The following is a 23,817-nucleotide window of genomic DNA, read 5'->3' on the forward strand; positions in this document are numbered from 1 at the left end:
CGAGCAGGGGCGGTCCGCACCGCGGACCGCCCCTGCCCATTTTCGCCGCCGTACCCGCACCACCGACAGGGGGAACCGTAATGGTCACCAGCATCGGCGGCCTCTCCAGCGGCATCGACACCACCTCGCTGATCAACTCGCTGATCCAGGTGGAGTCCCAGCCGCAGACCTCGCTCAAGTCCAGGGTCTCGGACGTCACGACGGCCAACACCGCCTACCAGACCGTCAACACGAAGATGAAGTCGCTGCTGACCGCGGCGCAGGACCTCATCAAGCCCGACACCTGGAAAGCCGCGAAGGCGACGTCCACCTCGACCGACGTCACGGTCACCGCCGCAGCCGGCGCGCAGACCGGCGACATGACGTTCAAGATCGACAAGCTCGCGACCGCACACCGGACGACGTCGCGCTTCGTCGATGCCAGCTCCCCGGTCGCCCCGAGCGGCAGCTTCGACATCACGGTCGGCACCCAAACCGAGCCCATCGTGCTCGACCCGGACAAGAACACACCGCAGGGCGCAGCCGACGCGATCAACAAGGTCGCGTCCAAGACCGGCCTGCCCGTCCGGGCGTCGGTCATCACCACGAGCGACGGCCCGGTACTGCAGATCGCGTCGACGAAGACCGGTGGCGAGAACGCGTTCGCGATCACCGGCCTCTACGAAGAGCCCCAGATCATGAACCAGGGCAGCGACGCGGAACTCATCGTCGGCGACCCGGACTTCGGCGGGTTCAGGGTCACCAACGCCAGCAACACGTTCACCGGCGTGATGCCCGGCGTGACGATCACCGCCACCAAAGCCCCCGCCGACACCACGGTCAGCGTCGTGTCCGACACCGACGCGATGGCCGCGAAGATGCAGGCGCTGGTGGACGCCGCGAACGGTGCGCTCGCCCAGATCAACCTGTCCTCCGCGGCCGGGACCGCATCCGCCAGCGGCGCCGCGTCGTCCGGCGGACCGCTGGCAGGCGACTACACGGTCCGGCAGCTCTCCAGCAAGATCCTCAGCTCGGTCAGCAGCGGCGCGGACAAGGACGTCGTGGGTCTGGAGACCTTCGGCAGCTTCAAGAAGCTCGGCATCGAGCTGACCCGCGAGGGCAAGCTGACGTTCAACAAGGACACGTTCGTCTCGGCCTACAACGGGGACCCGGCGAAGATCCAGACCGCGGTCACCGAGGGGCTCGCGAAGACGATGGAGGACGTGGCGAAGGCCGCCACCGACTCGATCAGCGGAAGCCTGACCACGAAGATCAAGAGCAACGCGACGATGCTCACCCGGCTGAACAAGGAGATCCTGGACTGGGACACCAAGCTCGCCGATCGCCGGACCGCCCTGCAGCGCCAGTTCACCGCGATGGAAACGGCCCTGGCGAAGGTCTCCAGCCAGTCCAGCTGGCTGAGCAGCCAGATGTCGAGCAGCAGTAGCAGCAGCGAGTGAGGTCACCGATGACTAACCCCGCCGCCGCGATGCGGGCCCGCTATCTGGCCGAGAGCATCACCACCGCGTCACCCGCCCGGCTGCTCGTCATGCTGTACGACCGGCTCGTGCTCGACATCACCCAGGGCGAGGAGGCGATCCGGGACGGCAACCGGGCCGTCGCGGCCGAGCGGCTGATGCACGCCCAGGAGATCGTCAGCGAACTGCTCGCCACGCTCGACCTGACCGCCTGGGACGGTGCCGAGAACGTCGCCGCGCTCTACCGGTGGATGCTGCAGGAACTAGTGCAGGCCAACATCAAGCAGGACGCCGGCAAGGCGGCGTCGACCAAGGAACTGGCGAGCGAACTGCGAGACGCCTGGCGCGAGGCCGCGATGGCCATCGGGTCGGCCTGACCATGAGCGATTGGCGGTCGGCCTGGGTCGCGGCCCTCGACGACCTCGAGGCGGACGTCACCCGGATCGAAGAGCTGCTGCGCACCGACCAGTTCAACCGCGACACCCCGGCCACGGACCCCTGGGCGCCACCCGAGGGCATGGGTCCGCTGCCGCTCGACCTCCGGCCTCGCGCCGACCGCATCCTGGCGCGCCAGATCGCGGCCGCCGAGGGCATCGCCCGCGCGATGGCGGGCAACCGGCGGCAGGCCGCCCTCGCCAACCGGATCGAGCTGTTCGACAGCGGCGCCGCCCCACCGGCGTACCTCGACCGCGCGATGTGACGGACACCCGAACTGCTCCCGAAATCGACCGAATCTCTCAGGAACGCGGCGGGGACGCCGTAGAGACCTGTGTTCCACCGACACCCGCGAGGAGAAACGGAGGCGTCGACCCGTGTTCGAATCGGTCACGTCCACCGTGCTGAAGACCGCCATGGATGGTCTGGCGATGCGGCAGCGCGTGACGGCGGACAACGTCGCCAACATCAACACGCCCCAGTTCCTCGCCGGACGAGTCCAGTTCGAGGACGCCCTGCGGCAGGCCGTCGACGCCGGTCAGGGCTTCGAAGGGGAAACCAGGGCGCAGATCAGCAAGGCCGCGCTGGCCGACCAGGCCACCCAGCCGTCGCTGGCCCGCTCTCTGGAGCCGACCCGCACCGACGGCAACAACGTGAACCTCGAACGCGAGGTCATCACCAACGTCGACACCCAGCTGCGTTACTCGCTGATGATCCGCGCGATGGACGACCAGTACTCGTCGATCCGCACGGTCGCGGCGAGCGCGGGCTGACACAGGACACGACATGACGCTCTTTCCCGCCATCGGCATCTCCAGCACCGGCGTGACCGTGCACCGGAAGTGGCTCGACGCCATCTCCGACAACCTCGCGAACATCAACGACGCCCGGCCGACCAGCGGCGAGGCGTATCGGGAGAAGCAGGTCGTCGCGCAGGCCGTCGACTACGGCGACGGCACCGGCGGCGTCCAGGTCGGGGGCATCGTCCAGGGCAATCCGGAGGGCCGTCTCGTCTACGCGCCGGACAACGCGCTGGCCGACGCCGAGGGTTACGTCCGGATGCCTGACATCGACCTCGCCGACCAGATGGGTCAGCTGCTGATGGCCCAGCGCGGATACCAGTCGAACCTCGCCGTCATCGACCGGGCACGCGACTCCTACCAGGCGGCGATCCAACTCGGGAAGGCCTGATGAGCATTCCTCCCATCGGCGCCGTCGGCTCGCTCAACGCGATCGGGCTGTCCGGCAACACGATCGGCGCCGCCGACCCGATCGCTCCGGTTCTGATCCCCGGCATCGGTGTGACGGGCACCGCCGGCACCGGCGGCAGTGCCACCGCGCTCGACGCGGCCGCGAACAACGGCGACGGCACCACCGAGAGCGCACGCGGCTTCGCCGCCCAGCTCGCCGACAGCCTGCAGAGCCTGCAGGCGATGCAGACCCGGAAGGACGAGCTGGCGGTCCGGGCCGCCAGCGGCAACTTGAACGACGTCCACGACTACACGATCGCCGCGACGGAAGCCTCGCTGGCCACCCAGCTGAGCGTCACGGTGCGGGACAAGGCCGTGGCCGCATTCCAAGAAATCATGCGGATGCAGTGAGTAGAGGGCTCAGGTAAACGATGGTCGACCGCCTCAAGCGCGCACTGCGGCGCGGGGTAGAGGGCTTCAAGGCCTTCTCCCCGGGCCAGAAAGCGGTGATCGTCATCGCGGTCCTGGCCCTGGCGGTCGGCGGGTACTTCTTCGCCACGTGGGCGTCCAAACCCACGATGGCCGCGCTGTTCAGCAACCTCTCCCCGACCGACGCGTCGGCGATCGTCGAGGACCTGGGCGCCGCGAACGTCCAGTACGAGCTGGCCGACGGCGGCGCCACGATCATGGTCCCCCGGGACCAGGTCTACGAGCTACGGATCCAGATGGCCGGGCAGGGGCTGCCCGCCGGTGAGGACACCGGGTACTCGCTGCTGGACAAGCAGGGCGTGACGACGTCGGAGTTCATGCAGCACGTCAGCTACCAGCGCGCGCTGGAGGGCGAGCTGGCCAGCACGATCAAGTCGATCGACGGCGTCGAGGCGGCGACCGTCCACCTGGCGTTGCCGCAGAAGGACGTGTTCGCCGACGACGAGCAACGGCCGACCGCGTCGGTGCTGGTGAAGACCGCGGCGGGCAAGGACCTGACGGACAGCCAGGTGCAGGCGATCGTCAACCTGGTCTCGTCCAGCGTCGAGGGCATGGACGCCAAGGACGTCACTCTCGCCGGCGCCGACGGCGCGGTGCTGGCCAAGGGCGGCCAGACGACGACCGCGGCCGGCGGCGACGCCAGCACGAAGCAGACCGTGGCGTTCGAGAACAAGATGCAGGACTCGATCCGGTCGATGCTCGAGCAGGTCGTCGGCAAGGGCAAGGCGGCGGTCACGGTCACCGCCGACCTCGACTACGACAACACCGAGACCAAGACCCAGTCCTACAACTCGGACGCGAACACCGCACCGCTGGCCGAGTCGCAGAAGACCGAGACGTTCTCCGGTAACGGCACCGCGGTCGGTGGCGTCCTCGGCCCGGACAACATCCAGGTCCCGAGCGGCCAGAACGGCACGAACAGCTACGAGAACAGCACGACGACGCGGAACAACGCGGTGAACTCGGTGACCGAGACGCGGCAGTCGGCGCCGGGCACGATCCGCCGGATGGGCATCGCGGTCCTGCTGGACTCCAGCGTCGCCGCCTCCGCCAACACCGCGCAGATCCAGACGCTCGTGCAGTCGGCTGCGGCCCTGGACGCGACCCGCGGCGACAGCCTCGCGGTCACCGCGCTGCCGTTCGACACCACCGCGGCGACCGAGGCGGCGAAGGAGCTGGCCGCGTCCCAGGCCGCGGAGAGGCAGGCCCAGCTGATGTCGACGATCAAGAGCGGCGCGGCGATCGGACTGATCGCGTTGCTGATGCTGATCGCCGCGTTCGTCAGCAGGCGCAACCGCAAGCGGCAGCAGCGCTCCACGCTCACTCCGTCCGAGCGCCTCCAGCTGGAGGAGATGCAGGCCGCACTGGAGCGCGAGCGGACACGCGAGCTGGAGGGGGCCAACGCACCGCAGGCCCTGGAGGCCGGGCCCACCACCCGCCTCGGCCCGGACAAGGAGACCCGTCAGCGGGACATCGCCGCGATGGTCGAGACCCAACCCGAGGAGGTGGCGCAGCTGCTGCGGAGCTGGCTCGGTGATCGGCGCGAATCGGCACGTCGATGAGCGGGTTTCCGCCTCGGGGCGGGGGGCGCGGGGCTGGAGAGCGGGGTGCGTAGATGAGTACCGCAACCGGCGAGATGTCAGGGCTGCGCAAGACCGCGATCCTGCTCGTCCAGATGGGCAAGGAAGCGTCCTCGAAGGTTCTCGCGCAGATGCGCGAGAACGAGATCGAGGAACTGACGGCCGAGATCGCCCGGCTGGGTCAGATCGAGACCGAGGTCGCGGACGACGTCCTGTTCGAGTTCCACGACCTCGCCACCGCGAACAAGTACGCCGGCCAGGGCGGCCTCGACTTCGCCAGGGACCTGCTGGAAGCCTCGGTCGGTGCGGAGCGGGCGGCGGACATCGTCGGCAGGCTCTCGAAGAGCATCGCCGACGTCCCGTTCAACTTCCTGCAGCGCGCCGAGCCCCGGCAACTGCTCTCGTTCCTCCAGGACGAGCACCCGCAGACGATCGCGCTGGTGCTGGCCCACATGACCGCGACGCAGGCGTCCGGGATCCTGTCCGGCCTGTCCCCCGAGTTGCAAGCCAACGTCGCCAACCGGATCGCGGTGATGGACCGCACCTCACCGGACACGATCCGGTCGGTCGAGGAGACGCTCCAGCGCAAGCTCTCCTCGGTACTGCAGCCCACCGAGATGTCGACGGTCGGCGGCCTCCAACCGCTGGTCGAGATCATCAACCGCGCCGACAGAGGCACCGAGAAGATGATCCTGGAGGGCCTGGAGTCACTCAATCCGGAGCTCGCCGAAGAGGTCCGCAGCAAGATGTTCATGTTCGAGGACATCATCGGCCTCGAGGACCGGTCGGTGCAGCTGGTGCTCCGGCAGGTGGAGTCCGCCGACCTGGCGACCGCGCTCAAGGGCGTCAGCGACACCGTGCGCAACAAGATCATGCGCAACCTGTCCGGCCGGGCGGCCGAGAACCTCGCGGACGAGATCGAGATGCTCGGCCCGGTCCGCCTGCGGCAGGTCGAGGAGGCCCAGGCGAAGGTCGTCCAGAACATCCGGGCGCTGGAAGCCTCCGGCCAGATCACGATCCGACGCGGAGAAGACGATGAGTTCGTCGCCTGACCCGACGTCGGCGGGCGTTCTGCGCGGCGCCGCCGCGGACGGCGCGGTCAAAGCGCCGTTCGACACCAACCTGAGCCGGGCCGGCGCGCGGATACCGCGCGCGCCCAGCGTCGACGCCGAGCTCACCGCGGCGAAGGAAGCCGCGAAGGCCGCCGGTTACGCCGCCGGGTGGGCCGAGGGCAAGCGAGCCGCCAAACTCGAGGCGGACGCCGCCCGGAAGGTCGTCGAGGAGGAGACCAGGCGCTTCAACGAGACCAGGCAGGCCGCGCTGCGCCGTGCGCTGCAGACGGTCGCCGCGGCCGCCACCGCCCTGGAGCAGCGGGCAGCGCCGAGCGCGACCGAGCTCGAGGACGAGCTGGTCAGCGCCGCTTTCGTGCTCGCAGAGGCGGTACTCGGCCGGGAGCTCGCGCTCGCCGACTCCCCCGGCCGGGACGCGGTGGCCAGGGCGCTGGAGCTGGTCCCGGTCGGCCGGCCGGTCCTGGTGCGGATCAACCCCGCCGACTACGCGACGCTCGCCGCCGAGGCCGGCCACGAAGGGCCGCTGGTGATCGACGGCCGGACCGTGGCGCTGGAGGCTGACGCGTCGCTGGCCAGCGGCGACGCGATCGCCGAGAGCGACGCCACGGTGGTCGACGCGCGGCTGTCCGCCGCGCTGCTCCGGGTCGGTGAAGCCTTGGGCATGGTGGATTCGGCGGCCCAGCCGTGGTGAGCAGGTTGCTCCACCACCGGCTGGCGCCCGCGCTCCGGGCCGCGCGTCCGGAGGTCACCGGGCGGGTCGACTCCGTGCTCGGCCTGTCGGTGGCGGTGGTCGGCGTCCCCGGGCGGGTCGGTGACCTGGTGCGGATCGGCGGGGTCGGCGGCATCGCGGGCGTCCGGAGCGGCTCGGTCCACGCCGCCACGAACACCGTGGCGGCCGAGGTCGTCGCGCTGGACGGCGCCCGGCTCTCCTGCCTGCCGCTCGGCCCGCTCGGCGGCGTCGGCGCCGGGGACCGGGCGGTGAACACCGGCGCACCGCTCCAGATCCAGGTCGGCGAGTCACTGCGCGGCCGGGTGCTCGACGGGCTCGGCCGTCCGATGGACAACGGTCCGCCGCTGTCCAACACCGAATGGGTCTCGGTCGAGGGCGAACCGCCGTCCGCGATGGAGCGGGGCCTGATCCGCTACCCGCTGCCGCTCGGCGTCCGGGCGCTGGACACGCTGGTGCCGTGCGGCCGCGGCCAGCGCATCGGCATCTTCGCCGGGTCCGGCGTCGGCAAGTCGAGCCTGATGTCGATGATCACCCGGGGCACCGAAGCGGAGATCACGATCGTCGCGCTGATCGGCGAGCGCGGCCGCGAGGTGCGGGAGTTCCTCGAACACGACCTGGGGCCGGAGGGCCTGGCGAGGGCCGTCGTCGTGGTCGCGACCTCGGACACGCCGCCGCTGGTCCGGCTGCGCGCCGGTTTCGTCGCGACCCGGATCGCCGAGTGGTACCGCGACCGCGGCAAGGACGTCCTGCTGCTGATGGACAGCCTCACCCGCACCGCGATGGCCCAGCGGGAGGTCGGCCTCTCGGCCGGCGAGCCGCCGGCGACCCGCGGTTATCCGCCGTCGGTGTTCGCGCTGCTCCCCCGGCTGCTGGAGCGGGCCGGGCCGGGGTCGGCCGGAACCATCACCGGCCTGTACACCGTCCTCGTCGAGGGCGACGATCAGAACGAGCCGATCGCCGACACCGCACGGTCGATCCTCGACGGCCACGTCGTGCTCACCCGGAAGCTCGCCACCTCCGGCCACTACCCGGCCATCGACGTGCTGGAGTCGGTGTCCCGGGTGTCCGGCGCGATCACCTCCCGGGAACAGAAAGCGATGGCGTCGGAGCTGCGTCGGCTGATGGCCGCCTACCGGGACGTCCGGGAGCTCATCGAGATCGGCGCTTACGTCCCGGGTACGAACCCGGACGCCGACCGGGCCCGCGAGCTGTGGCCGGCGATCAACGCGTTCCTGCGGCAGAGCATCGGCGATCCGTACCCCGCCGGCGCCGCCTGGGACGCCCTCGCACAACTGCTGCACGGATAGGTACCCGACATGGCGAAGAAAAAGTTCCGGCTGGCGACCGTGCTACGGGCCCGCCAAGCGAAGGAGGACGCGGTCCGCGGCGAGGTGCTGGCGGCGCGCGCCGCGCTGCGCGAAGCCGAGCTGGCTGCCGAGGAGCGCGGTGAGGTGCTGCGCGGGCGTCACGTGCCGGACGCCGCGATGGCTCGCACATACGTCGCCGCGATCTCGGCCAGGCAGGCGCTCGCGGCGGAGCTGTTCGCGGCCAACCGCGTCGCCGCCGCGGCGCAGGAGGCGGTCGCCGAGAAGCTCCGCGAGCACTCCGAGGCCTCCCGTGCCCGGCGCGCGGTGGAGAAGCTCAAGGAGAAACACGCCGCCGAGCAGGCCGCCGCCGAGCTCGCCGAGGACCAGCTCCTCGTCGACGAATTGGCGACAACCCGAAGGTCGCGGGTCAAACCGCCGATGGAGAGTACGGAGTCCCCTGCCGAGCGCACCGACGCGCCCTGAAGGGGAGCAGTACGGGTGCATGCGGGGGCGATGCACCGGTGCAGTACGGGGGGCAACGTTGACCGGACTGGCCGAGGTCTCTTCGCGGATCCTGGCGATCCAGACCCAGATGCAGCAGATGGCGACGCGGTTCGGTGCCGGTATCGGCCCGACCGGGTTCGCCAGTGCGCTGGACGCCGCCCGCGCCGACGCCGCCGGGTCCGTTGACACCAGCGCCGGAACCGCCGGAGCCTCGAACACCAGCACCGCCGCCCGGGTGGGGAACGCGCTGAACCCGAGCGGTCCGACCGGCGGCGACATCGTGACCGCCGCCCGCAAGTACCTCGGCGTGCCGTACGTGTTCGGCGGCACCGACCCGATGCGGGGCCTGGACTGCTCCGGGCTCGTCCAGCGGGTGTTCAAGGACCTGGGTGTCGACGTCCCCAGGCTGGTCCGGCACCAGCGGCTGGAGGGCACCCCGGTGCCTTCGATGAAGCAGGCGAAACCCGGTGACCTGCTGGTCTTCGACGGGTACGAACACATCGGCATCTACGTCGGCAACGGCAAGATGCTGCACGCCCCCGAGCCCGGCGAACGGGTGAAGATCGGCTCCGTCTACGAGACGCCGACCTCGATCCGCCGCGTGCTACCCGCCGAGGAGCTACAGACCTCAGCGGCCAACGCCGCGGGGAGCCTGCTGCGCACCGCCGCGCTCCGCGAGTCCGCGTCCGCCGCCGGCACCGCCGGGAGCGTGCTCGCCGGCGTGCCGTTCGCGGGCCTGTTCACCAACGCCGGCGCCCGGCGCGGCATCTCACCCGCCCTGCTGGCCGCGGTCGCGAAGATCGAGTCGAACTACGACCCGGACGCGGTGAGCCCGGCCGGCGCTCGCGGCCTCATGCAGATCATGCCCGGCACCGCTCGCGACCTCGGGGTCGATCCGTTCGTCCCGACCCAGGCGGTGGACGGTGCCGCACGTCTTCTCCGGCAGCACCTGACCGAGTTCGGGTCGTTGCCACTGGCCCTCGCCGCCTACAACGCGGGCGGGGGCGCGGTCCGCCGCTACGACGGCATCCCGCCGTACGCGGAGACCCAGGACTACGTCGTCAAGGTGCAGAACGCCCTTCGCGCGCTCGGAAAGGACGCATCATGAGCATCCTCCCCCTTCCCCCGGCGACCACGACCGCCATGTCGCTGGCCGCCGCGACCAACAGCGTGCCGGCCCGCCCGGCCGGTGAGATGGGCACCGACAACGGTGGCCGCCAGCGGCAGGAGCAGGACGAGGAGTTCGTCTCCGCGCTGCAGGCCGCGTCCAGCAGCAAGGGCGCCGAGGACGCGACGGTCTCCGAGCGCGGCCCCTCGGAGGGGCCGCGCCGCAAGGCCGCCGCGCGCAGTGCCGAGGAGGACACCGACCGGCGTGCGGTGCTGACCGGCCAGACCTGGCACACGACGATGACCGGGATGCCCGCGCCCGACGCGGCGGGCGCGCTCGCGCTGCCCGCGGCGCTGCTGGCCCACGGCCAGCTCGCGCTCGGCACGACCGGGTCCGGTGACATCAATGCGGACGCTCCGCCGGTGGCCGTCGTCGGCATCGGCGTCGTCACTGAGCCGGAGGGCGGCGTGCCGGGCGGCCCGGCGCTGAAGCCGGCCGCGCTGGGTAATGCCACCGGGCTGACCGGGTTCCCCGGGCTGACCGGCCTGGCCGACGCCGGAGCGCCCGGACTGACCGTCGTCGACGCCGCCCAGGCACGCCCCGCGGTCGAAGCCGCGATCACTGCCAACGCCGACAGCGCCGCCGCCGCGGCCGCGTTCGCCGGTGAGACAGTCGCGCCGGAGGCGGGCGCGGGTCGTCCGAACCCGGTGCCCGGCGTCGGTGGCGCGACACCGACGGCCGGTGCGTTCCCGCTGGGCCTGCGTCCGGTTGCGCTCGCGCCGGGTGTCGCGGGCGCGGGTACCGAGACCGGTGTCCCGGTTCCGGGCGCCACCGCCGCCGTGCCGGGCACCACCGGACCGGGCATGCCTGGAGCCGGCGTCCCCGGGCCGGGTACCCCCGTAACCGCCGCCGTGCCGGGCACCGCCGTCCCAGGCACCACCGCAGAGCCGGGCACCACCGCCGGGCAGGGCACGGCCGCCGCGACGGGCACCGCCGTACCGGGTGTCGACCTGGGTGCCGCGGTCGGAACGCCTGCCACCGGCACCGTGCCGCCCGCGGGTGGCCCGCCGGACGCCGCAGCGGCCGCGCTCGCGGCCGGACCGCCGACCGTGCCGACGCAGCCTGCCACCGGCTGGCTCGGGCAGCTCAACCCCGCCACCCAGGCCGGAGCCGTACCGGGCATCGGTGCGGACGCAGCGGCGCAGGCCGTCGCAGCCGCACCGATCCCGGCGCCCGGCGGCCCGCTCCCTGCGCCGGCTGCTCCGCCGGGCCTGACGGCCTACACCCCGGCGACCGGCGTCGACGCCGGCCCGGCCGGGGACGACGGCACCGGCGAGGAGTCCGAGCAGCGCGGCGCCGAGGGCACTGCGATGCCGGAGGCCACGTTCGCCCCCACCCCGGCGGCGGCCGGACCCGACCCGAACCTGATCACGCCGAACCTCGCGACACCGGACCTGGGCGCGACCACGTCGGTCGACCTCACCGGTGCCGGGGCGGCCGAGCAGGCGCCGGCGCCTCCCCCGGCCGCGCAGGTGGCCGACCAGATCATCCCGTTGCGGACGCAGGGCGACGGCGTGCACCGGATCGCGATGGAGTTGCGCCCGGACGACCTGGGCACGATCGGCGTCGTCGCGGAGATCCGCAACGGCCAGGTCCACCTGCACTTCACCGGCGCCAACGAGCTGACCAGGGAGACGCTGCGCGCGGCGCTGCCGGAGTTGCGGCAGCAGCTCGAGGACGCCGGGTTCGCCGGTGCCGCGTTCGACTTCACCGAGGGCTCCGGAGCCGGCCAGAACGACCGGCGCGGGTTCGGCGCGGCCGACCAGGGCTTCGGTAACCAGCCCGGCCGGGGCGGTCAGCGGGAGAACCCGGGCGGCGAGAACCCACGACCCACCGGCCAGCGGCCGCCGGGGTACGCCGAGCCGACGACCCCGGGGACCAGCCGCCACGCCCTCGACCTCCAGGTCTGACGATGACGACTCCCATCAACAATTCCGCGAACCGCGGTGCCGCGCTCAACGAGGCACTCGGCGCCCCGCCGACCAAACCGCCGTCCGCGGAACTCGACAAGGACGCGTTCCTCAAGCTGCTGGTCGCCCAGCTGAAGTACCAGGATCCGCTGAACCCGGCGCAGGGCACCGAGTTCGTCTCCCAGACGGCGCAGTTCACCACCGTGGAGAAGCTCACCGACCTGGCCGAGGTGCAGCAGCAGATGCTCACCGCGCAGCTGACGCTCGGCGCCGCGAACCTGGTCGGTAAGGAAGTCACCTACACGGATTCGAACGGCAACCCGGTGACCGGCACGGTGACCGGCGCGACGATCGGCACGAACCCGAGCGTCACGGTGAACGGACTCTCGATCCCGATGTCGAACGTGACCGGGATCGGGAAGGTCGCGCAGACGACCGCGGCGCCGACGACCGGTGCCGCCGAGGGCAGTTTCACGCCGATCGGTGATGCGGTTCCGGGCGCGACCACTCCCCAGGGCGCGACGCCCCCACCCGCGACCACCCCGGCCCCGGGCACCACCCCGGCTCCCGGCACCACGACAGCCCCAGGCACCGCCACGGCTCCGGGCACTACAGCCCCAGGCACCACAGCCCCAGGCACCACAGCCCCAGGCACCACAGCCCCAGGCACCACAGCCCCAGGCACCACAGCCCCAGGCACAACGACTGCTCCGGGCGCGACCGCCCCGGCCGCGCCGGGCGCAACCACCCCGGGAACCGCAACCGCGCCCGGGACGGCGGCGCCCGGGACGGTGGCGCCCGGTGCTACGGCGCCCGGCACGGCGGCCCCCGGGACGGTGGCGCCCGGTGCTACGGCACCAGGCACGGCCGCGCCGGCCGCTACAGCGCCCGGTACCGCTCCGGCGAGCACCACCACGGTCAACACCGGGACCACGACCGGCAGCCCGACGCCCACCACCGCGTCGCCGACCACGCCGCCTGGCCCGACCACACCCGGCACGGCGCCCGGCGCCACCACTGCGGGCGCCTGAGCGCCACGCGTTATCGATCAAAGGAGCCGATCACATGCTGCGCTCGCTCTTCTCCGGTATCAGCGGTCTTCGCGCCCACCAGCAGATGATGGACGTCACCGGCAACAACATCGCGAACGTGAACACGGCCGGCTTCAAATCCAGCCAAGCCGTCTTCCAAGACACCCTGAACCAGATGCTGAAATCCCCGGCCGCACCCCAGGACGAGGTCCAGGGCGGTACCAACCCGGCCCAGGTCGGCCTCGGCGTCCAGCTGGCGGGCATCTCCACGAACTTCACCCAGGGCTCGGCCCAGACCACCGGCCGCAGCACGGACCTGATGATCACCGGCGACGGGTTCTTCACGGTGAAGAACAACGAGGAGACGCTCTACACCCGGTCCGGCTCGTTCTCGTTCGACGCCGACGGGTCGCTCGTCACCGCCGACGGTGCCCGGGTCCAGGGGTGGGTCGCCGACCCGGAGACCGGCGAGATCCCGTCGAACACGACACCGACCAACCTGTCGCTCCCGATCAGCACGCTGCTCGCCCCGTCGCAGACCACCGAGGTCACGTTCGCAGGCAACCTGCCCAGCGACGCCGAGGAGGGCACGGTCGTCACCCCGTCGCTGACCGTCTATGACGGCTCCGGCAACGCGACCGAGCTCACCGTCACGCTCACCAAGACCGCGGCGACGAACGTCTGGAATCTGAACGTCGGCGACGGTACCAACGCGCCCGAGGTCACCGGAACCATCACCTTCGATGACGACGGCACCAACCCCGTCACCGACCCGTCTCCCCTGACGTTCGCGGCCACGGCCGGCGATATCGACGTCGATTTGGCCGGCCTGACGAACTACGCGGGCACCACGACCGTCGCACCCCAGAACCAGGACGGGTACGCGATGGGCTCGCTGCAGGGCTTCTCGATCACCAAGGACGGCCAGCTGGTCGGCTCGTTCACCAACGGGCTGCGGAAGCCGCTCGGCCAGATCGCGCTGGCGTCGTTCAACAACGCGGCCGGCCTGGAGAAGGCCGGTGGCTCGATGTTCCGCGGCACGGTCAACTCCGGTGTCGCCCAGCTCGGCACGCCGGGCGGCGGCAGCCGCGGCTCGATCATGGGCGGCACGCTGGAGATGTCGAACGTCGACCTGGCCAGCGAGTTCACGAACTTGATCATCGCCCAGCGCGGCTTCCAGGCGAACTCGAAGGTGATCAGCACCTCCGACGAGCTCCTCAACGACCTGGTCAACCTCAAGCGCTGATGTGCCGGGGCCGCGCCCGCCGCACGAAGCGGCGGGCGGCGGGACGGGAGGCGGCCGGGCGCCCCGGCCGCTTGCGGTGGCGCGCGGCAGAGCGTCCGGAAGTGCCGTTCGAACAGGCGTTGCAGGGCCCGACGGGTGCACGCGGGTTGCATGGGCCGGAAGGCGCATTTCGCGCACCGGCGCACTCCCCGAGCTGGTCCGTTCGGGCGGTCGAAAGACCGCCCGAACGCCACCCCAACTCAAACCGTACGCACGTACTTTCCGCAACCGGGAACCAACCGGAGTGCGCCCGTACCGCGACCTGCGATTCCTCACGCGTGTGGGCGGTCGGCCGATGACTCAGTTGACAGGACTCAGGGATGAGCCCGCCGAGACGAACTCCAGGGACGGACTGCCGTGATTATCGTGACGCGCCTGAACGGCCAGGAATTCGCCTTGAACCCCGACTTGATCGAGCGTGCCGACAGCACGCCCGACACGGTGATCACGCTCGTCGACGGGACCAAGTACCTCGTCTCCGAGTCCCTGAGCGAGGTGGCACGCCTGATCCGTGAATTTCGGGCTTCGGTCATTGCCGAAGCCCAGCGGGCCGTACCGCCCACCAACACCCCGACCCTGACCGCCGTGGATGACGCTGCGCCGCAGACCGTCGTCCCGCTGCACCGCCGGGAGCGCTGATGGACCCCGCTAGCATTATCGGACTAGTTGTCGCCTTTGCCATCGTCTTCACCACGATCATCCTCGAGGGCGGTAGCGTCGGCTCGATCTTCTTGGTCGCGCCACTGCTGCTCGTATTCGGTGGTGCGATCGCCGCCGCGATGACCGGCAGCACGCTGCAGGACACGATCGCGTTCTTCAAGAACTTCGTCGGTGGCCTGACGGCCAAGAAGGTGGACGCCGGTGCGTCCGTCGACACGATCGTCAAGCTGGCCGAGCGGGCCCGTAAGGAAGGCCTGCTCGCACTCGAGGACGCGATCAAGGACGTCAAGGACCCGTTCCTCAAGGACGGCCTGCAGCTCGCCGTCGACGGTACCGACCCGGAGGAGCTCCGGGAGATCCTCGAGGGGCAGATCGAGGCGAAGAAGAAGCGGGACAAGACCGCCGCGAAGTTCTTCGCCGACCTCGGTGCGTACGCACCCACGATCGGCATCATCGGTACCACCACCGGTCTGATCCACGCGCTGGAGAACCTGGCGGAGCCCGAGAAGCTCGGTCACGTCATCGCGGCCGCGTTCGTCGCGACCCTCTGGGGTCTGCTGTCGGCGAACCTGATGTGGCTGCCGATGGCCTCCCGGCTCAAGCGGTTCAGTGAGCTGGAGGTCGACCAGATGAACCTCTCGATCGAGGGCATCATGGCGATCCAGGCCGGCGCCAACCCGCGTCTGGTCGCGCAGAAGCTGAAGTCGCTGCTTCCGAACCCGGCGCCCGCCAAGGCGGCTGCCTGACATGTCCGGCGGCGGGGGCCACGGCAAACGGAAGAAGCACGAAGAGCACGAGGAGCACGAGAACCACGAAAGGTGGCTCGTCAGCTACTCGGACATGATGACGCTCCTGATGGTGCTGTTCCTCGTGCTCTTCGCCATGAGCAACGTCGACCAGACGAAGGTCATCCTCCTCCAGGAGGGCTTCAACCAGGCGTTCGGCACCAACACCGTCTTGCAAGGCTCGAGCTCGGTGCTGCAGAGCAGTTCCTCTGACAGCGCCGGGCTCGACATGGCGGCGGGCTCCGGCCCGGCCGGCCAGCTGACCGAGGAAGAGAAGGCGCTGGTCAAGAAGGCGGTCGCGGCTGCGGATCTCGCCGCGGCGCAGACCCGGATGCTGGCCGCCGAAGCCGAGGCGGAAAACCTCACCGAGGCGCAGCAGAAGATCACCGCCGCACTGAAGCAGCAGGGCCTGGCCGGCGACGCCTCGTTCACGATCGACGAACGCGGCCTGGTCGTCACGATCATCACCAACGCGGTGATCTTCACCGGTGACAGCGCGGTCCTCCGCCCGGTCGGTCAGAGGATCCTGCACGCGGTCGGCCCGACGCTCAAGGCGCTGCCGAACAGCATCGAGGTGGACGGCCACACCAACCAGTTGCCGGTACCGACGCGCAACTACCCGTCGGCCTGGGAGCTGTCGACCGCGCGGGCCAGCGCCGTCGTCCGGTACCTCACCGGCAACGAGGGCATCGCGGCGAACCGTCTACGCGCGGTCGGCTTCGCCGGCACCAAGCCGCTGATCAGCCCCAGCGACCCGCGTTCGGTGAGGCAGAACCGCCGGGTGGAGATCGTCGTCCTCTCCGACCTGCCCGACGACACCAGCTCGCTCCTCCCGGCCGCGGCGAAGTCCGTCTCGGCGTCCTCGACGGCCACGGCCACACCGACGCCGACCGCGAGCGAAACCGCGGAGCCTGCGGAGACGGAGGAGGGCGCTACCCCATCCGCCACGACCTCCGATCACTCGACGGAAACCGATTCGCACGACTAAAGTGCGAAAAATGATGATCGGTACGTTCGATGGCAGATGAGGACAAGGACAAGGAGAAGAAGAAGGGCGGCAGCAAGAAGCTGCTGATCATCATCGTGGCTGCGGTGGTGGTCCTGATCGGCGGCGGCCTCGGTGCCTACTTCGCGTTCTTCTCCGGCTCGGGCGAAGAAGAGGCCCATCCCGAGCCCACGCCCAGCGCCGTCGTCGTCGCGGAGGCCATCACGGTCAACCTCGCCGACGGGCACTACCTGAAGATTGCGATCGGCCTGCAAACGACCACCGAAGCGCACGAGACGGTAGACACCAGCAAGGCGCTCGACCTGGTCATCTCGCAGTTCAGCAACCTCGAGGTGGCGGAGCTCTCGACCAACAAACAGCGGGAAGCAGAGAAGGCCGAACTGACCGAGAAGGTCGTCGAGGCCTACACCCAGGAGGGGCACGAATACGTGATGGCGGTGTATTTCACCGAGTTCGTCATCCAGTGACGGGCGTTATCGCCGTTCACAATTACATGAAACGCATTCTGCTCAGAATTGCGCTCAGCCCGACGATCGGGCGGACGTGACTTCGTCGTCCGCGCCCGCCGGCGCCCCCCGTAACGCCGGCCGGTTGTCACGGCGTTCGAAGGGCACCGGGCCCCAGCTGTACGACTTCCGTCGGCCGACGAAGCTCTCCCGGGAGCACGCGCGCACCCTGCAGATGACGTACGAGACGTTCGCGCGGCAGTACACCACGTTGCTGACCTCGAGCCTCCGGGCGATCTCCCAGGTGACCCTGCTCTCGATCGAACAGCTGAGCTACGACGAGTACATCGCGCAGATCGGCAACCCGACGCTGCTCACGATGGTGACGCTCGACCCGCTGCCCGGCATCACACTGTTCGAGGTCCCGGTGGAGATGGCGCTCGCGTGCCTCGACCACCTGCTCGGCGGACCCGGCGGCGCGCAGCCGCAGCGCCAGCTGTCGGAGATCGAGACCGTGCTGTTCCGCGGCTTGCTCGAGCGCATCCTCGGCGAGTTCCGGTACTCGTTCGACACGGTCAAGACGATCGACCCGAAAGCGGGCGCGATCGAGTACAACCCGCAGTTCGCCCAGGCCGCGGCGCCGTCGGACCCGATGGTGGTCGTCTCGCTGGAGATGAAGGTCGGCGGCCAGGAATGCGTCGCCACGATGGCGCTGCCGTTCGCCGCGGTGATGCTGGCGCTGCAGAAGGTCGACGAGGCGCTCGCGTTGACGCCGGCCGAGCGGCAGGCCAGGGACGCCGCGCTGCGTAACCTCACCGCCGGCCTGCTCGGCGCGAAGCTGCCGGTCGTCGTCCGCTTCGGCGCCACGCAGATGTACCCCGAACAGATCGTCGCGCTGGAACCGGGAGACGTGGTCACCCTCAACCACCCGGTCAACCGGCCGCTGACGGTCAGCACGGCCGGCATCACTCTGGCTCACGCCGTCCCCGGTAACCACGGCGCGCGGCTGGCCTGCCTGGTCGTCGACTCCCCGAGAGAGGACGCCAGGCGTTGACCGCTCCCACTGAGGCCGCAGCGAGCGTGCTCGCACAGGTCGGCGCCGCAGCCACCGCGGCGCTGCCGCTGCTGCCCGCGGTCGATCCGCTCACCGCCGGCGAGCCCCAGGTCGCGCCCGACACCGGTGGGCTGGTCGGGCAGGGCGTGCTCGCCAGCTTCTCCGGTGCGGCGCAGGGACAGCTGCTGGTCGCGGTCAGCCAGGACCTGGTGGACGCGCTGGCCCAGAGCCCGATGGGCGCGCTGGACCTCACCCAGGCCCTCCAGCCGGTCGCCGAGGCGGCGGCGGCCACGCTCGGCGCGGTCGTCGTCGAGCAGGGCATTCCGGTTCCGGACCTGGAGGCGGGACTCACCGCGCTCGCCGACTCCGGTGACGCCGCATTCGTACTGCTCAACGACGACACCGGCGTCCGTGCGCTGGTCGGCCTGCTGATCACGGCGGTGACCAGCACGGCGGCGCCCGGCGGGCCGGGTGGGTCCGGTGCTCCGCTGCGGCACGGCTTGGACCTGCTGCACGGCGTCGAGATGGACGTCACCGCGGAGCTCGGGCAGACCCGGATGACGGTTCGCGACCTGCTGTCGCTCATCCCCGGGTCGGTGGTGGAGCTCGACCGGCTCGCCGGGAGCCCGGCCGATCTGCTGGTGAACGGACGAATGATCGGCCGCGGCGAGGTGGTCGTGATCGACGAGAACTTCGGCATCCGGGTCACCGAGATCATCACGCCGGACAGCGATCGCCCCCAGGGAGGAGGACCATGATCGAGGTCACGCTACGGGCGATCTTCTCGCTCGCGGTCGTCCTGTTCCTGATGTGGGGGCTGGCTCGCCTGGTGCGGCGCCCGCTCGGTGCCCGCGGTGCGGGCGCGCTCGCGGTGCTGTCCCGGCAGCCGCTGAGCCGCACCGCGTCGGTGGCCGTCGTCAAGGTGGACGATCGAGCGCTGGTCCTCGGCGTCACCGACGGACAGGTGACATACCTGACCGAGGCGCCGCTCGCCGCGTTCGAACGGGTTCCGTTCGCCGATGTCCTGGCCGACGCTCAGGGCGACGACGTGCTGGATTCGTCCGGGCGTTCGTCCGGGGCGGTTTCGGGGGCCGCGCCGGGCGCGAGGTCGGCGCCGGAGGCGCGGTCGGCGTCGCGGGCGCGGCACGCGGCCCACGAGGCCGACCGGGGGCCGCTCGCCGGCTCGATGCTCTCCCCCGCGACCTGGTACCAGGCGGTCGAGTTCCTGCGCGATCGGTCGAGCCGCCCACGATGACGCACCGGGCGGGGATGGTGCTCCTCGGCCTCGCCACCGCCCTAGGACTCTGGGGCGGCCCGTCCCTCCTGTCCGGAGTAGCGGCCGCGGCACCGTTGCCCGCCGCGTACACCGCCGCGCCTTTCGCGCCGTTCGCCGAGCCGGCCGCTCCTGTTGCCGGGCCCGCCGCGCCGCGGGTGGAGCCAGGCGCGCCGCGGGTGGAGCCAGCCGCGCCTACGCCGCCGGTTCCGCCGGGCGGGCAGGTCACGGTCAACGTCAACAACGGGCCGAACGGCAAGCCGAGCACCGCGATCACGCTCCTGATCGCACTGACCGTGCTCTCGATCGCGCCGTCGGTGCTGCTGCTCTGCACGTCGTTCACGAAGGTCTACGTCGTACTGAGCATCGTCCGGAACGCGCTCGGCCTGCAGACCGTCCCACCGAACCAGGTGATCGCCGGGCTGGCGCTCTTCCTCAGCATGTTCATCATGACGCCGGTGTTCAGCCAGGTGAACGAGCAAGGCGTCCAGCCCTACCTGAAGGGCACCAAGACCCAGGCGCAAGCGTTCGACGACGGCGTCAAGCCGATGCGGGAATTCATGCTCAAGCACACCCGCAAGGACGAGATCGCGCTGCTCAACCGCGTCGCCGACAAACCGCGTCCGAAGAACAGGGACGACGTCTCGCTGCCGGTGCTGATCCCCGCGTTCGTCCTGTCCGAACTGCGAGCCGCGTTCATCATCGGCTTTGTCATCTTCCTGCCGTTCATCGTCGTCGACATGGTCGTGTCGGCGTCGCTGATGTCGCTGGGCATGATGATGCTGCCGCCGGTGATGGTGTCGCTGCCGTTCAAACTCCTGCTCTTCGTCATGTCCAACGGCTGGACCCTCGTGGTGACCGCTCTGGTCGCCAGCTATCGCTAGGAGGCGTCATGACGGATGCCCAGATCATCGAGATCGGGCTCTTCACGATGACGATCATCGCGAAGCTCAGCGCGCCGATCCTGCTCACGACGCTCGCGGTCGGCTTCCTGATCTCGCTGTTCCAGTCGGTGACCCAGATCCAGGAGCAGACGCTCTCGTTCGTCCCGAAGGCGATCGCCGCCGGGGGTGCGCTGCTGCTCACCGGGAACTGGATGCTGCACGAGCTGGTCTCGTACACCACTCAGCTCTATGCCCGGATTCCTACGCTGCTGTCCGGATCCTGAGTCCGCGACCGGGGGCGGGCCGGATGACGTGGCAGTTCGACGGGACGGTCCTGGTGACCGTGCTGCTCGCCATGGTCCGCGCCGCCGCCTGGGTGACCGTGTCGCCCCCGTTCGCGTCTCCGCTGGTGTCGCCGCGGATCCGGGCGATCCTCGCGCTGGCGATCGCCCTGTCGGTGGCGCCCGCGCTGCGCGGCCAGGCGCCGCCGATGGACTGGCCAGCGGTGGTGTCGAGCTCCGCGCAGCAGGTCGTCGTCGGGGGTGCGCTGGGGTTCATCACCGCGCTCTACTTCGCAGCGTTCCAGATGGCCGGCGACCTGATCGACATGTTCGGCGGTTTCCAGGTCGCGATGGCTTACGACCCGATGGCAGCCACCCAGACGGCGGTGTTCGGGCGCTTCTACAACCTGCTGGCGACCACGCTGCTGTTCGCGACCGGTGGGCACGCGCTGGTGATCCGGGGGTTCGCCGCCTCGTACGACGCGGTGCCGCTGACCGGCATCCTCTCGTTCGCGGCGCTCGGCGACGCGCTGAGCACCGGTCTGGGCCACATGTTCCTGGCCGCGCTGCAGATCGCCGGACCGCTGATCGCGGTGCTGTTCTGCGCTGACGTCGCGCTCGGCCTGCTGACCCGGGTCGCGCCGGCGCTGAACGCGTTCTCGCTGGGTTTCCCGGCGAAGATCCTGCTCACGGTCCTGCTGGCCGGGATCGCGATCGGCATCCTGCCGAGCATGGTGGAGGAGATCGTCGATCGCGCCGTCGAGGCCGTCATGGCCGTCGTCCGGGCCTAGGCGAGGAGGTGATCCCCGCTGTCCGGTGAGAAGACCGAGAAGCCGACACCACAAAAGAAGAAACAGGGCCGCAAGGAAGGTCAGATCGCCCGCACCCCCGACCTCGGCGCCTGGGTCGGCATGCTGCTCGCGAGCTTCCTGCTGCCGATCGTCATCCGCTGGATGCTGGAGCGCGCGCGGATACTGCTGGACAAGGCCGCCGACATCATCACGGACCCCGACCCGCACCGCATGCTCGGCCTGCTCCCCGACACCCTGCTGGCGGTAGCGATCCCGGTCGCTCCGCTGGCGATCGGCATGCTGATCACCGGCATCGCGTCCACCGCGGCCCAGGGCGGCCTGAACTTCGCGACGAAGCTGCTGATGCCGAAGTTCAGCAAGATCAACCCGCTCAGCGGCCTGAAGCGGGTGGTCGGTCCGCACGCTCTGTGGGAAGCAGTCAAGACCATCGTCAAGAGCGCGGTGCTCGGGGCCGTCCTCTACTGGTCGGTCAAGGACCTGATCCCGGTGCTGATGGGCGGCGGCCAGATCCCGAACGAGGTGATCATCCGCGAGGTCATCGACACCGTCGAGCGGCTGATCCGGGCGGCGGCGGCAGCCGGTCTGGTGATGGCCGCCGCCGACTACGCGGTGGCCAGCCGTCGCATCGGCAAGCAACTGCGGATGAGCAAGCAGGACATCAAGGACGAGTACAAGAAGACCGAGGGTGACCCGCACATCAAGGGCCAGATCCGGGCTCGGCAGATGGCGATGTCACGCAACCGGATGATGGCCGACGTCCCGAAGGCGGACGCCATCGTGGTCAACCCGACCCACTACGCGGTCGCACTGCGCTACGACCCGCTGAAGGGCGCACCGCGTGTCGTCGCGAAGGGCACCGGGACGATCGCGCAGAAGATCCGGGAGCTCGGCACCGAGAACCGGGTGCCGGTGATCCAGGACGTGGGACTCGCGCAGACGCTCTACAAGGCCTGCGACATCGGACAGGAGATCCCGCCCGAGCTGTACACGGCGGTGGCGACCGTGCTCGCGTTCGTGATGTCGCTGAAGGCGAAGGGATCGGCGGCGGGTACGCACCGTCTGCCCCCGAACCGCCGCCCTCCGCTCCCCACGTGAGGGCGTCAGCGCATGGCGGCGGCGGTGGAGACCTGCCAGCCGATCGCTTCCAGGTAACTCTTCGCGAGCTCGGCCATCGACAGGCTGCCCTTGGCCGCCGTCGCCATCGCCATCTCACCGGCCTCGTACGCGCGGACGGCGGTCAGCACCGCTCCGAGCTCACCCTTCTGGTCGATCAGCGCTGCCGCGACCTCGTCGGTGAGCGGGATACGTTCGGCCAGCTCAGCGGCGTCCACACCGAGCAGGTCGGCGACGCCGGACAGCAACCCGACCGTGAACCCGACATCGGCGGGGAGCGCCGCCTGTTTCGCGAGGTTCTGGCACCACCGGCCGCGGACCATCGGGATCGACAGATCGGCCTCGCCGGCCTGGGACAGGTCGCTGACGATCATCACCGCGAGCCACTGCCGCAGCCGCTCCAGCCCCATGATGACGACCGCGTCCTGGATCGACGCGATCCGGCGCTTCAGCCCGACGGACGCCGAGTTCGTGGCCCGCAGGATGCGCAGCGCCAGACCGGGGTCGGCGGTGATCACCGCGCTCAGCGTCGGCAGGTCGACGTCCGGGCTGGTCAGCAGCCCCAGCAGCTCGAGCTGCCGGGCACGCGAGGGCGCCAGCGTCTCCGCGGAGAGCACCTCCGGCCGACCCAGCAGGTAGCCCTGGAACAGGTCGAAGCCGAGGTCACGGGCGCGCTGATAGTCGTCGTCGGTCTCCAGCCTCTCGGCCAGCAGCGTGATTCCACGCCGCCGCTTGCGGGCGATCGCGACCCGTTCGGCGAGGACGTCCGGATCGATGCCGGCGACCTCGAACTTGATGTAGGACGCGTACGGGAGCAGCCGGTCGTGGCTGGTGCCCCAGACGAAGTCGTCCAGGGCGATCTCGTACCCCTGGTTGGCGAGCGAGGCGACGCCGACGAGCACGGCGTCGTTCACCTCGACGGTCTCCAGCACCTCGAGGACGGCCAGCCCGGGCGCGAACGGGAGCGGCAACTCGCCGACGAGGAACTCGGCCGTCAGGTTGACGAAGCCGAGCCGGTCACCGACCAGCCGCTCCAACCCGAACTCCGCGAACGTGTTCACGAGGACTCGGCTGGTCGCCTCGGCGGCGCGCTCGGTGGCGACCGTCGCCCCCGGCGCGTCCCGGAAGAGGAGCTCGTAGGCGACCAGGCGACCGGCACGGTTCACGATCGGTTGCCGGGCGACGTAGGTGGTCCACGTGCCGTCGGCGACCGGCGGAGGCGGCGCGGGGACTGATTGCACGTCGGTGTCATCGGCGTGCCGTTGTCCCGGTGTAGGGAAAGCGCGGGCGGCGCACCCGTCGTGCAACGTTCCGGCACGAAACTCTCAGGCAGGAGAGTCCGGCGCC

The 23,817-nt window shown here is 70.4% G+C and carries 27 protein-coding genes; 26 read left to right on the plus strand and 1 reads right to left on the minus strand.

The features are described from left to right. Nucleotides 1–80 precede the first annotated feature (80 nt). From fliD to BUB75_RS25400, 26 genes are all read left to right on the plus strand, one after another. A complete protein-coding gene (gene fliD / locus BUB75_RS25275; RefSeq protein WP_073260310.1) occupies nt 81–1,439 on the plus strand; it encodes a flagellar filament capping protein FliD in 1,359 nt (452 codons plus the stop codon). A gap of 8 nt (nt 1,440–1,447) precedes the next feature. Continuing rightward, a complete protein-coding gene (fliS, locus tag BUB75_RS25280) occupies nt 1,448–1,834 on the plus strand; it encodes a flagellar export chaperone FliS (RefSeq protein WP_073260311.1) in 387 nt (128 codons plus the stop codon). A gap of 2 nt (nt 1,835–1,836) precedes the next feature. Next, the gene (locus tag BUB75_RS25285) at nt 1,837–2,157 is read left to right on the plus strand and encodes a hypothetical protein (RefSeq protein WP_073260312.1); all 321 of its coding nucleotides are present in this window, start codon (nt 1,837–1,839) and stop codon (nt 2,155–2,157) included. Nucleotides 2,158–2,269: 112 nt separating this feature from the next. Further along, a complete protein-coding gene (flgB, locus tag BUB75_RS25290) occupies nt 2,270–2,665 on the plus strand; it encodes a flagellar basal body rod protein FlgB (protein ID WP_073260313.1) in 396 nt (131 codons plus the stop codon). A 13-nt stretch (nt 2,666–2,678) separates the two neighbouring features. Beyond that, a complete protein-coding gene (locus tag BUB75_RS25295; protein ID WP_073260314.1) occupies nt 2,679–3,083 on the plus strand; it encodes a flagellar basal body rod protein FlgC in 405 nt (134 codons plus the stop codon). Next, nucleotides 3,083–3,493, plus strand: a complete 411-nt coding sequence (gene fliE / locus BUB75_RS25300; RefSeq protein ID WP_084741687.1) for a flagellar hook-basal body complex protein FliE — start codon at nt 3,083–3,085, stop codon at nt 3,491–3,493. Before BUB75_RS25295 ends, fliE begins: the two co-directional genes overlap by 1 nt. Before the next feature lie 20 nt (nt 3,494–3,513). Continuing rightward, nucleotides 3,514–5,133: a flagellar basal-body MS-ring/collar protein FliF gene (gene fliF, locus BUB75_RS25305; protein ID WP_073260315.1), complete on the plus strand. Its 1,620-nt coding sequence runs from the start codon at nt 3,514–3,516 to the stop codon at nt 5,131–5,133. A 53-nt stretch (nt 5,134–5,186) separates the two neighbouring features. Then, nucleotides 5,187–6,203 (plus strand): flagellar motor switch protein FliG, encoded by a 1,017-nt coding sequence (gene fliG / locus BUB75_RS25310; protein ID WP_073260316.1) that lies wholly within the window; start codon nt 5,187–5,189, stop codon nt 6,201–6,203. After that, nucleotides 6,187–6,912, plus strand: coding sequence for a FliH/SctL family protein (locus tag BUB75_RS25315; RefSeq protein ID WP_073260317.1), 726 nt, complete (start codon nt 6,187–6,189; stop codon nt 6,910–6,912). The genes fliG and BUB75_RS25315 overlap by 17 nt, the downstream gene beginning before the upstream one ends. Further along, nucleotides 6,909–8,258 carry a FliI/YscN family ATPase gene (locus BUB75_RS25320; RefSeq protein ID WP_073260603.1) on the plus strand — a complete coding sequence of 450 codons (1,350 nt, stop codon included), beginning with the start codon at nt 6,909–6,911 and terminating at the stop codon, nt 8,256–8,258. The genes BUB75_RS25315 and BUB75_RS25320 overlap by 4 nt, the downstream gene beginning before the upstream one ends. 9 nt (nt 8,259–8,267) lie before the next feature. After that, nucleotides 8,268–8,741 carry a hypothetical protein gene (locus BUB75_RS25325; protein ID WP_073260318.1) on the plus strand — a complete coding sequence of 158 codons (474 nt, stop codon included), beginning with the start codon at nt 8,268–8,270 and terminating at the stop codon, nt 8,739–8,741. A gap of 58 nt (nt 8,742–8,799) precedes the next feature. Further along, nucleotides 8,800–9,870 (plus strand): transglycosylase SLT domain-containing protein, encoded by a 1,071-nt coding sequence (locus tag BUB75_RS25330; RefSeq protein ID WP_073260319.1) that lies wholly within the window; start codon nt 8,800–8,802, stop codon nt 9,868–9,870. Beyond that, a complete protein-coding gene (locus BUB75_RS25335; RefSeq protein ID WP_143175394.1) occupies nt 9,867–11,840 on the plus strand; it encodes a flagellar hook-length control protein FliK in 1,974 nt (657 codons plus the stop codon). Before BUB75_RS25330 ends, BUB75_RS25335 begins: the two co-directional genes overlap by 4 nt. 2 nt (nt 11,841–11,842) lie before the next feature. Continuing rightward, complete coding sequence (locus BUB75_RS45470) at nt 11,843–12,871, plus strand: flagellar hook capping FlgD N-terminal domain-containing protein (RefSeq protein ID WP_073260321.1); 1,029 nt, start codon at nt 11,843–11,845, stop codon at nt 12,869–12,871. A 34-nt stretch (nt 12,872–12,905) separates the two neighbouring features. Beyond that, a complete protein-coding gene (locus BUB75_RS25345; protein ID WP_073260322.1) occupies nt 12,906–14,117 on the plus strand; it encodes a flagellar hook protein FlgE in 1,212 nt (403 codons plus the stop codon). A gap of 396 nt (nt 14,118–14,513) precedes the next feature. After that, a complete protein-coding gene (locus BUB75_RS25350; RefSeq protein ID WP_073260323.1) occupies nt 14,514–14,795 on the plus strand; it encodes a flagellar FlbD family protein in 282 nt (93 codons plus the stop codon). After that, the gene (locus BUB75_RS25355; protein ID WP_073260324.1) at nt 14,795–15,562 is read left to right on the plus strand and encodes a flagellar motor protein; all 768 of its coding nucleotides are present in this window, start codon (nt 14,795–14,797) and stop codon (nt 15,560–15,562) included. The genes BUB75_RS25350 and BUB75_RS25355 overlap by 1 nt, the downstream gene beginning before the upstream one ends. Nucleotide 15,563: 1 nt before the next feature. Beyond that, complete coding sequence (locus BUB75_RS25360) at nt 15,564–16,589, plus strand: flagellar motor protein MotB (RefSeq protein ID WP_073260325.1); 1,026 nt, start codon at nt 15,564–15,566, stop codon at nt 16,587–16,589. A gap of 29 nt (nt 16,590–16,618) precedes the next feature. Continuing rightward, on the plus strand, nt 16,619–17,074 hold the full coding sequence (locus tag BUB75_RS25365) for a flagellar basal body-associated FliL family protein (protein WP_073260326.1): 456 nt from the start codon (nt 16,619–16,621) through the stop codon (nt 17,072–17,074). 124 nt (nt 17,075–17,198) lie between these two features. Further along, a complete protein-coding gene (locus BUB75_RS25370; RefSeq protein ID WP_084741771.1) occupies nt 17,199–18,107 on the plus strand; it encodes a flagellar motor switch protein FliM in 909 nt (302 codons plus the stop codon). Further along, entirely contained in the window at nt 18,104–18,865 is a 762-nt protein-coding gene (fliN, locus tag BUB75_RS25375) for a flagellar motor switch protein FliN (protein ID WP_073260328.1), read from the plus strand. The genes BUB75_RS25370 and fliN overlap by 4 nt, the downstream gene beginning before the upstream one ends. Then, on the plus strand, nt 18,862–19,362 hold the full coding sequence (gene fliO, locus BUB75_RS25380; RefSeq protein WP_073260329.1) for a flagellar biosynthetic protein FliO: 501 nt from the start codon (nt 18,862–18,864) through the stop codon (nt 19,360–19,362). Before fliN ends, fliO begins: the two co-directional genes overlap by 4 nt. After that, a complete protein-coding gene (fliP, locus tag BUB75_RS25385; protein ID WP_073260330.1) occupies nt 19,359–20,264 on the plus strand; it encodes a flagellar type III secretion system pore protein FliP in 906 nt (301 codons plus the stop codon). The genes fliO and fliP overlap by 4 nt, the downstream gene beginning before the upstream one ends. Nucleotides 20,265–20,272: 8 nt before the next feature. Beyond that, the gene (gene fliQ / locus BUB75_RS25390) at nt 20,273–20,548 is read left to right on the plus strand and encodes a flagellar biosynthesis protein FliQ (protein ID WP_073260331.1); all 276 of its coding nucleotides are present in this window, start codon (nt 20,273–20,275) and stop codon (nt 20,546–20,548) included. 23 nt (nt 20,549–20,571) lie between these two features. Further along, nucleotides 20,572–21,336 carry a flagellar biosynthetic protein FliR gene (fliR, locus tag BUB75_RS25395; protein WP_073260332.1) on the plus strand — a complete coding sequence of 255 codons (765 nt, stop codon included), beginning with the start codon at nt 20,572–20,574 and terminating at the stop codon, nt 21,334–21,336. A gap of 18 nt (nt 21,337–21,354) precedes the next feature. Beyond that, nucleotides 21,355–22,452, plus strand: a complete 1,098-nt coding sequence (locus tag BUB75_RS25400) for an EscU/YscU/HrcU family type III secretion system export apparatus switch protein (RefSeq protein ID WP_073260333.1) — start codon at nt 21,355–21,357, stop codon at nt 22,450–22,452. 5 nt (nt 22,453–22,457) lie between these two features. Here the strand turns inward: BUB75_RS25400 and BUB75_RS25405 are convergent, their stop codons facing one another. After that, nucleotides 22,458–23,711, minus strand: a complete 1,254-nt coding sequence (locus BUB75_RS25405) for an EAL and HDOD domain-containing protein (RefSeq protein ID WP_073260334.1) — start codon at nt 23,709–23,711, stop codon at nt 22,458–22,460. Nucleotides 23,712–23,817: the final 106 nt, after the last annotated feature.

Source organism: Cryptosporangium aurantiacum, from assembly GCF_900143005.1.
Lineage (GTDB): Bacteria > Actinomycetota > Actinomycetes > Mycobacteriales > Cryptosporangiaceae > Cryptosporangium > Cryptosporangium aurantiacum.

Coding starts and splice junctions, on each gene's coding strand:
- BUB75_RS25295 (WP_073260314.1), top strand. CDS start 2,679: ATGACGCTCTTTCCCGCCATCGGCATCTCCAGCACCGGCGTGACCGTG.
- BUB75_RS25345 (WP_073260322.1), top strand. CDS start 12,906: ATGCTGCGCTCGCTCTTCTCCGGTATCAGCGGTCTTCGCGCCCACCAG.
- BUB75_RS25285 (WP_073260312.1), top strand. CDS start 1,837: ATGAGCGATTGGCGGTCGGCCTGGGTCGCGGCCCTCGACGACCTCGAG.
- fliD (WP_073260310.1), top strand. CDS start 81: ATGGTCACCAGCATCGGCGGCCTCTCCAGCGGCATCGACACCACCTCG.
- BUB75_RS25360 (WP_073260325.1), top strand. CDS start 15,564: ATGTCCGGCGGCGGGGGCCACGGCAAACGGAAGAAGCACGAAGAGCAC.
- fliR (WP_073260332.1), top strand. CDS start 20,572: ATGACGTGGCAGTTCGACGGGACGGTCCTGGTGACCGTGCTGCTCGCC.
- BUB75_RS25315 (WP_073260317.1), top strand. CDS start 6,187: ATGAGTTCGTCGCCTGACCCGACGTCGGCGGGCGTTCTGCGCGGCGCC.
- fliS (WP_073260311.1), top strand. CDS start 1,448: ATGACTAACCCCGCCGCCGCGATGCGGGCCCGCTATCTGGCCGAGAGC.
- BUB75_RS25335 (WP_143175394.1), top strand. CDS start 9,867: ATGAGCATCCTCCCCCTTCCCCCGGCGACCACGACCGCCATGTCGCTG.
- fliO (WP_073260329.1), top strand. CDS start 18,862: ATGATCGAGGTCACGCTACGGGCGATCTTCTCGCTCGCGGTCGTCCTG.
- BUB75_RS25355 (WP_073260324.1), top strand. CDS start 14,795: ATGGACCCCGCTAGCATTATCGGACTAGTTGTCGCCTTTGCCATCGTC.
- fliE (WP_084741687.1), top strand. CDS start 3,083: ATGAGCATTCCTCCCATCGGCGCCGTCGGCTCGCTCAACGCGATCGGG.
- fliP (WP_073260330.1), top strand. CDS start 19,359: ATGACGCACCGGGCGGGGATGGTGCTCCTCGGCCTCGCCACCGCCCTA.
- BUB75_RS25365 (WP_073260326.1), top strand. CDS start 16,619: ATGGCAGATGAGGACAAGGACAAGGAGAAGAAGAAGGGCGGCAGCAAG.
- fliQ (WP_073260331.1), top strand. CDS start 20,273: ATGACGGATGCCCAGATCATCGAGATCGGGCTCTTCACGATGACGATC.
- BUB75_RS25325 (WP_073260318.1), top strand. CDS start 8,268: ATGGCGAAGAAAAAGTTCCGGCTGGCGACCGTGCTACGGGCCCGCCAA.
- fliF (WP_073260315.1), top strand. CDS start 3,514: ATGGTCGACCGCCTCAAGCGCGCACTGCGGCGCGGGGTAGAGGGCTTC.
- BUB75_RS45470 (WP_073260321.1), top strand. CDS start 11,843: ATGACGACTCCCATCAACAATTCCGCGAACCGCGGTGCCGCGCTCAAC.
- fliG (WP_073260316.1), top strand. CDS start 5,187: ATGAGTACCGCAACCGGCGAGATGTCAGGGCTGCGCAAGACCGCGATC.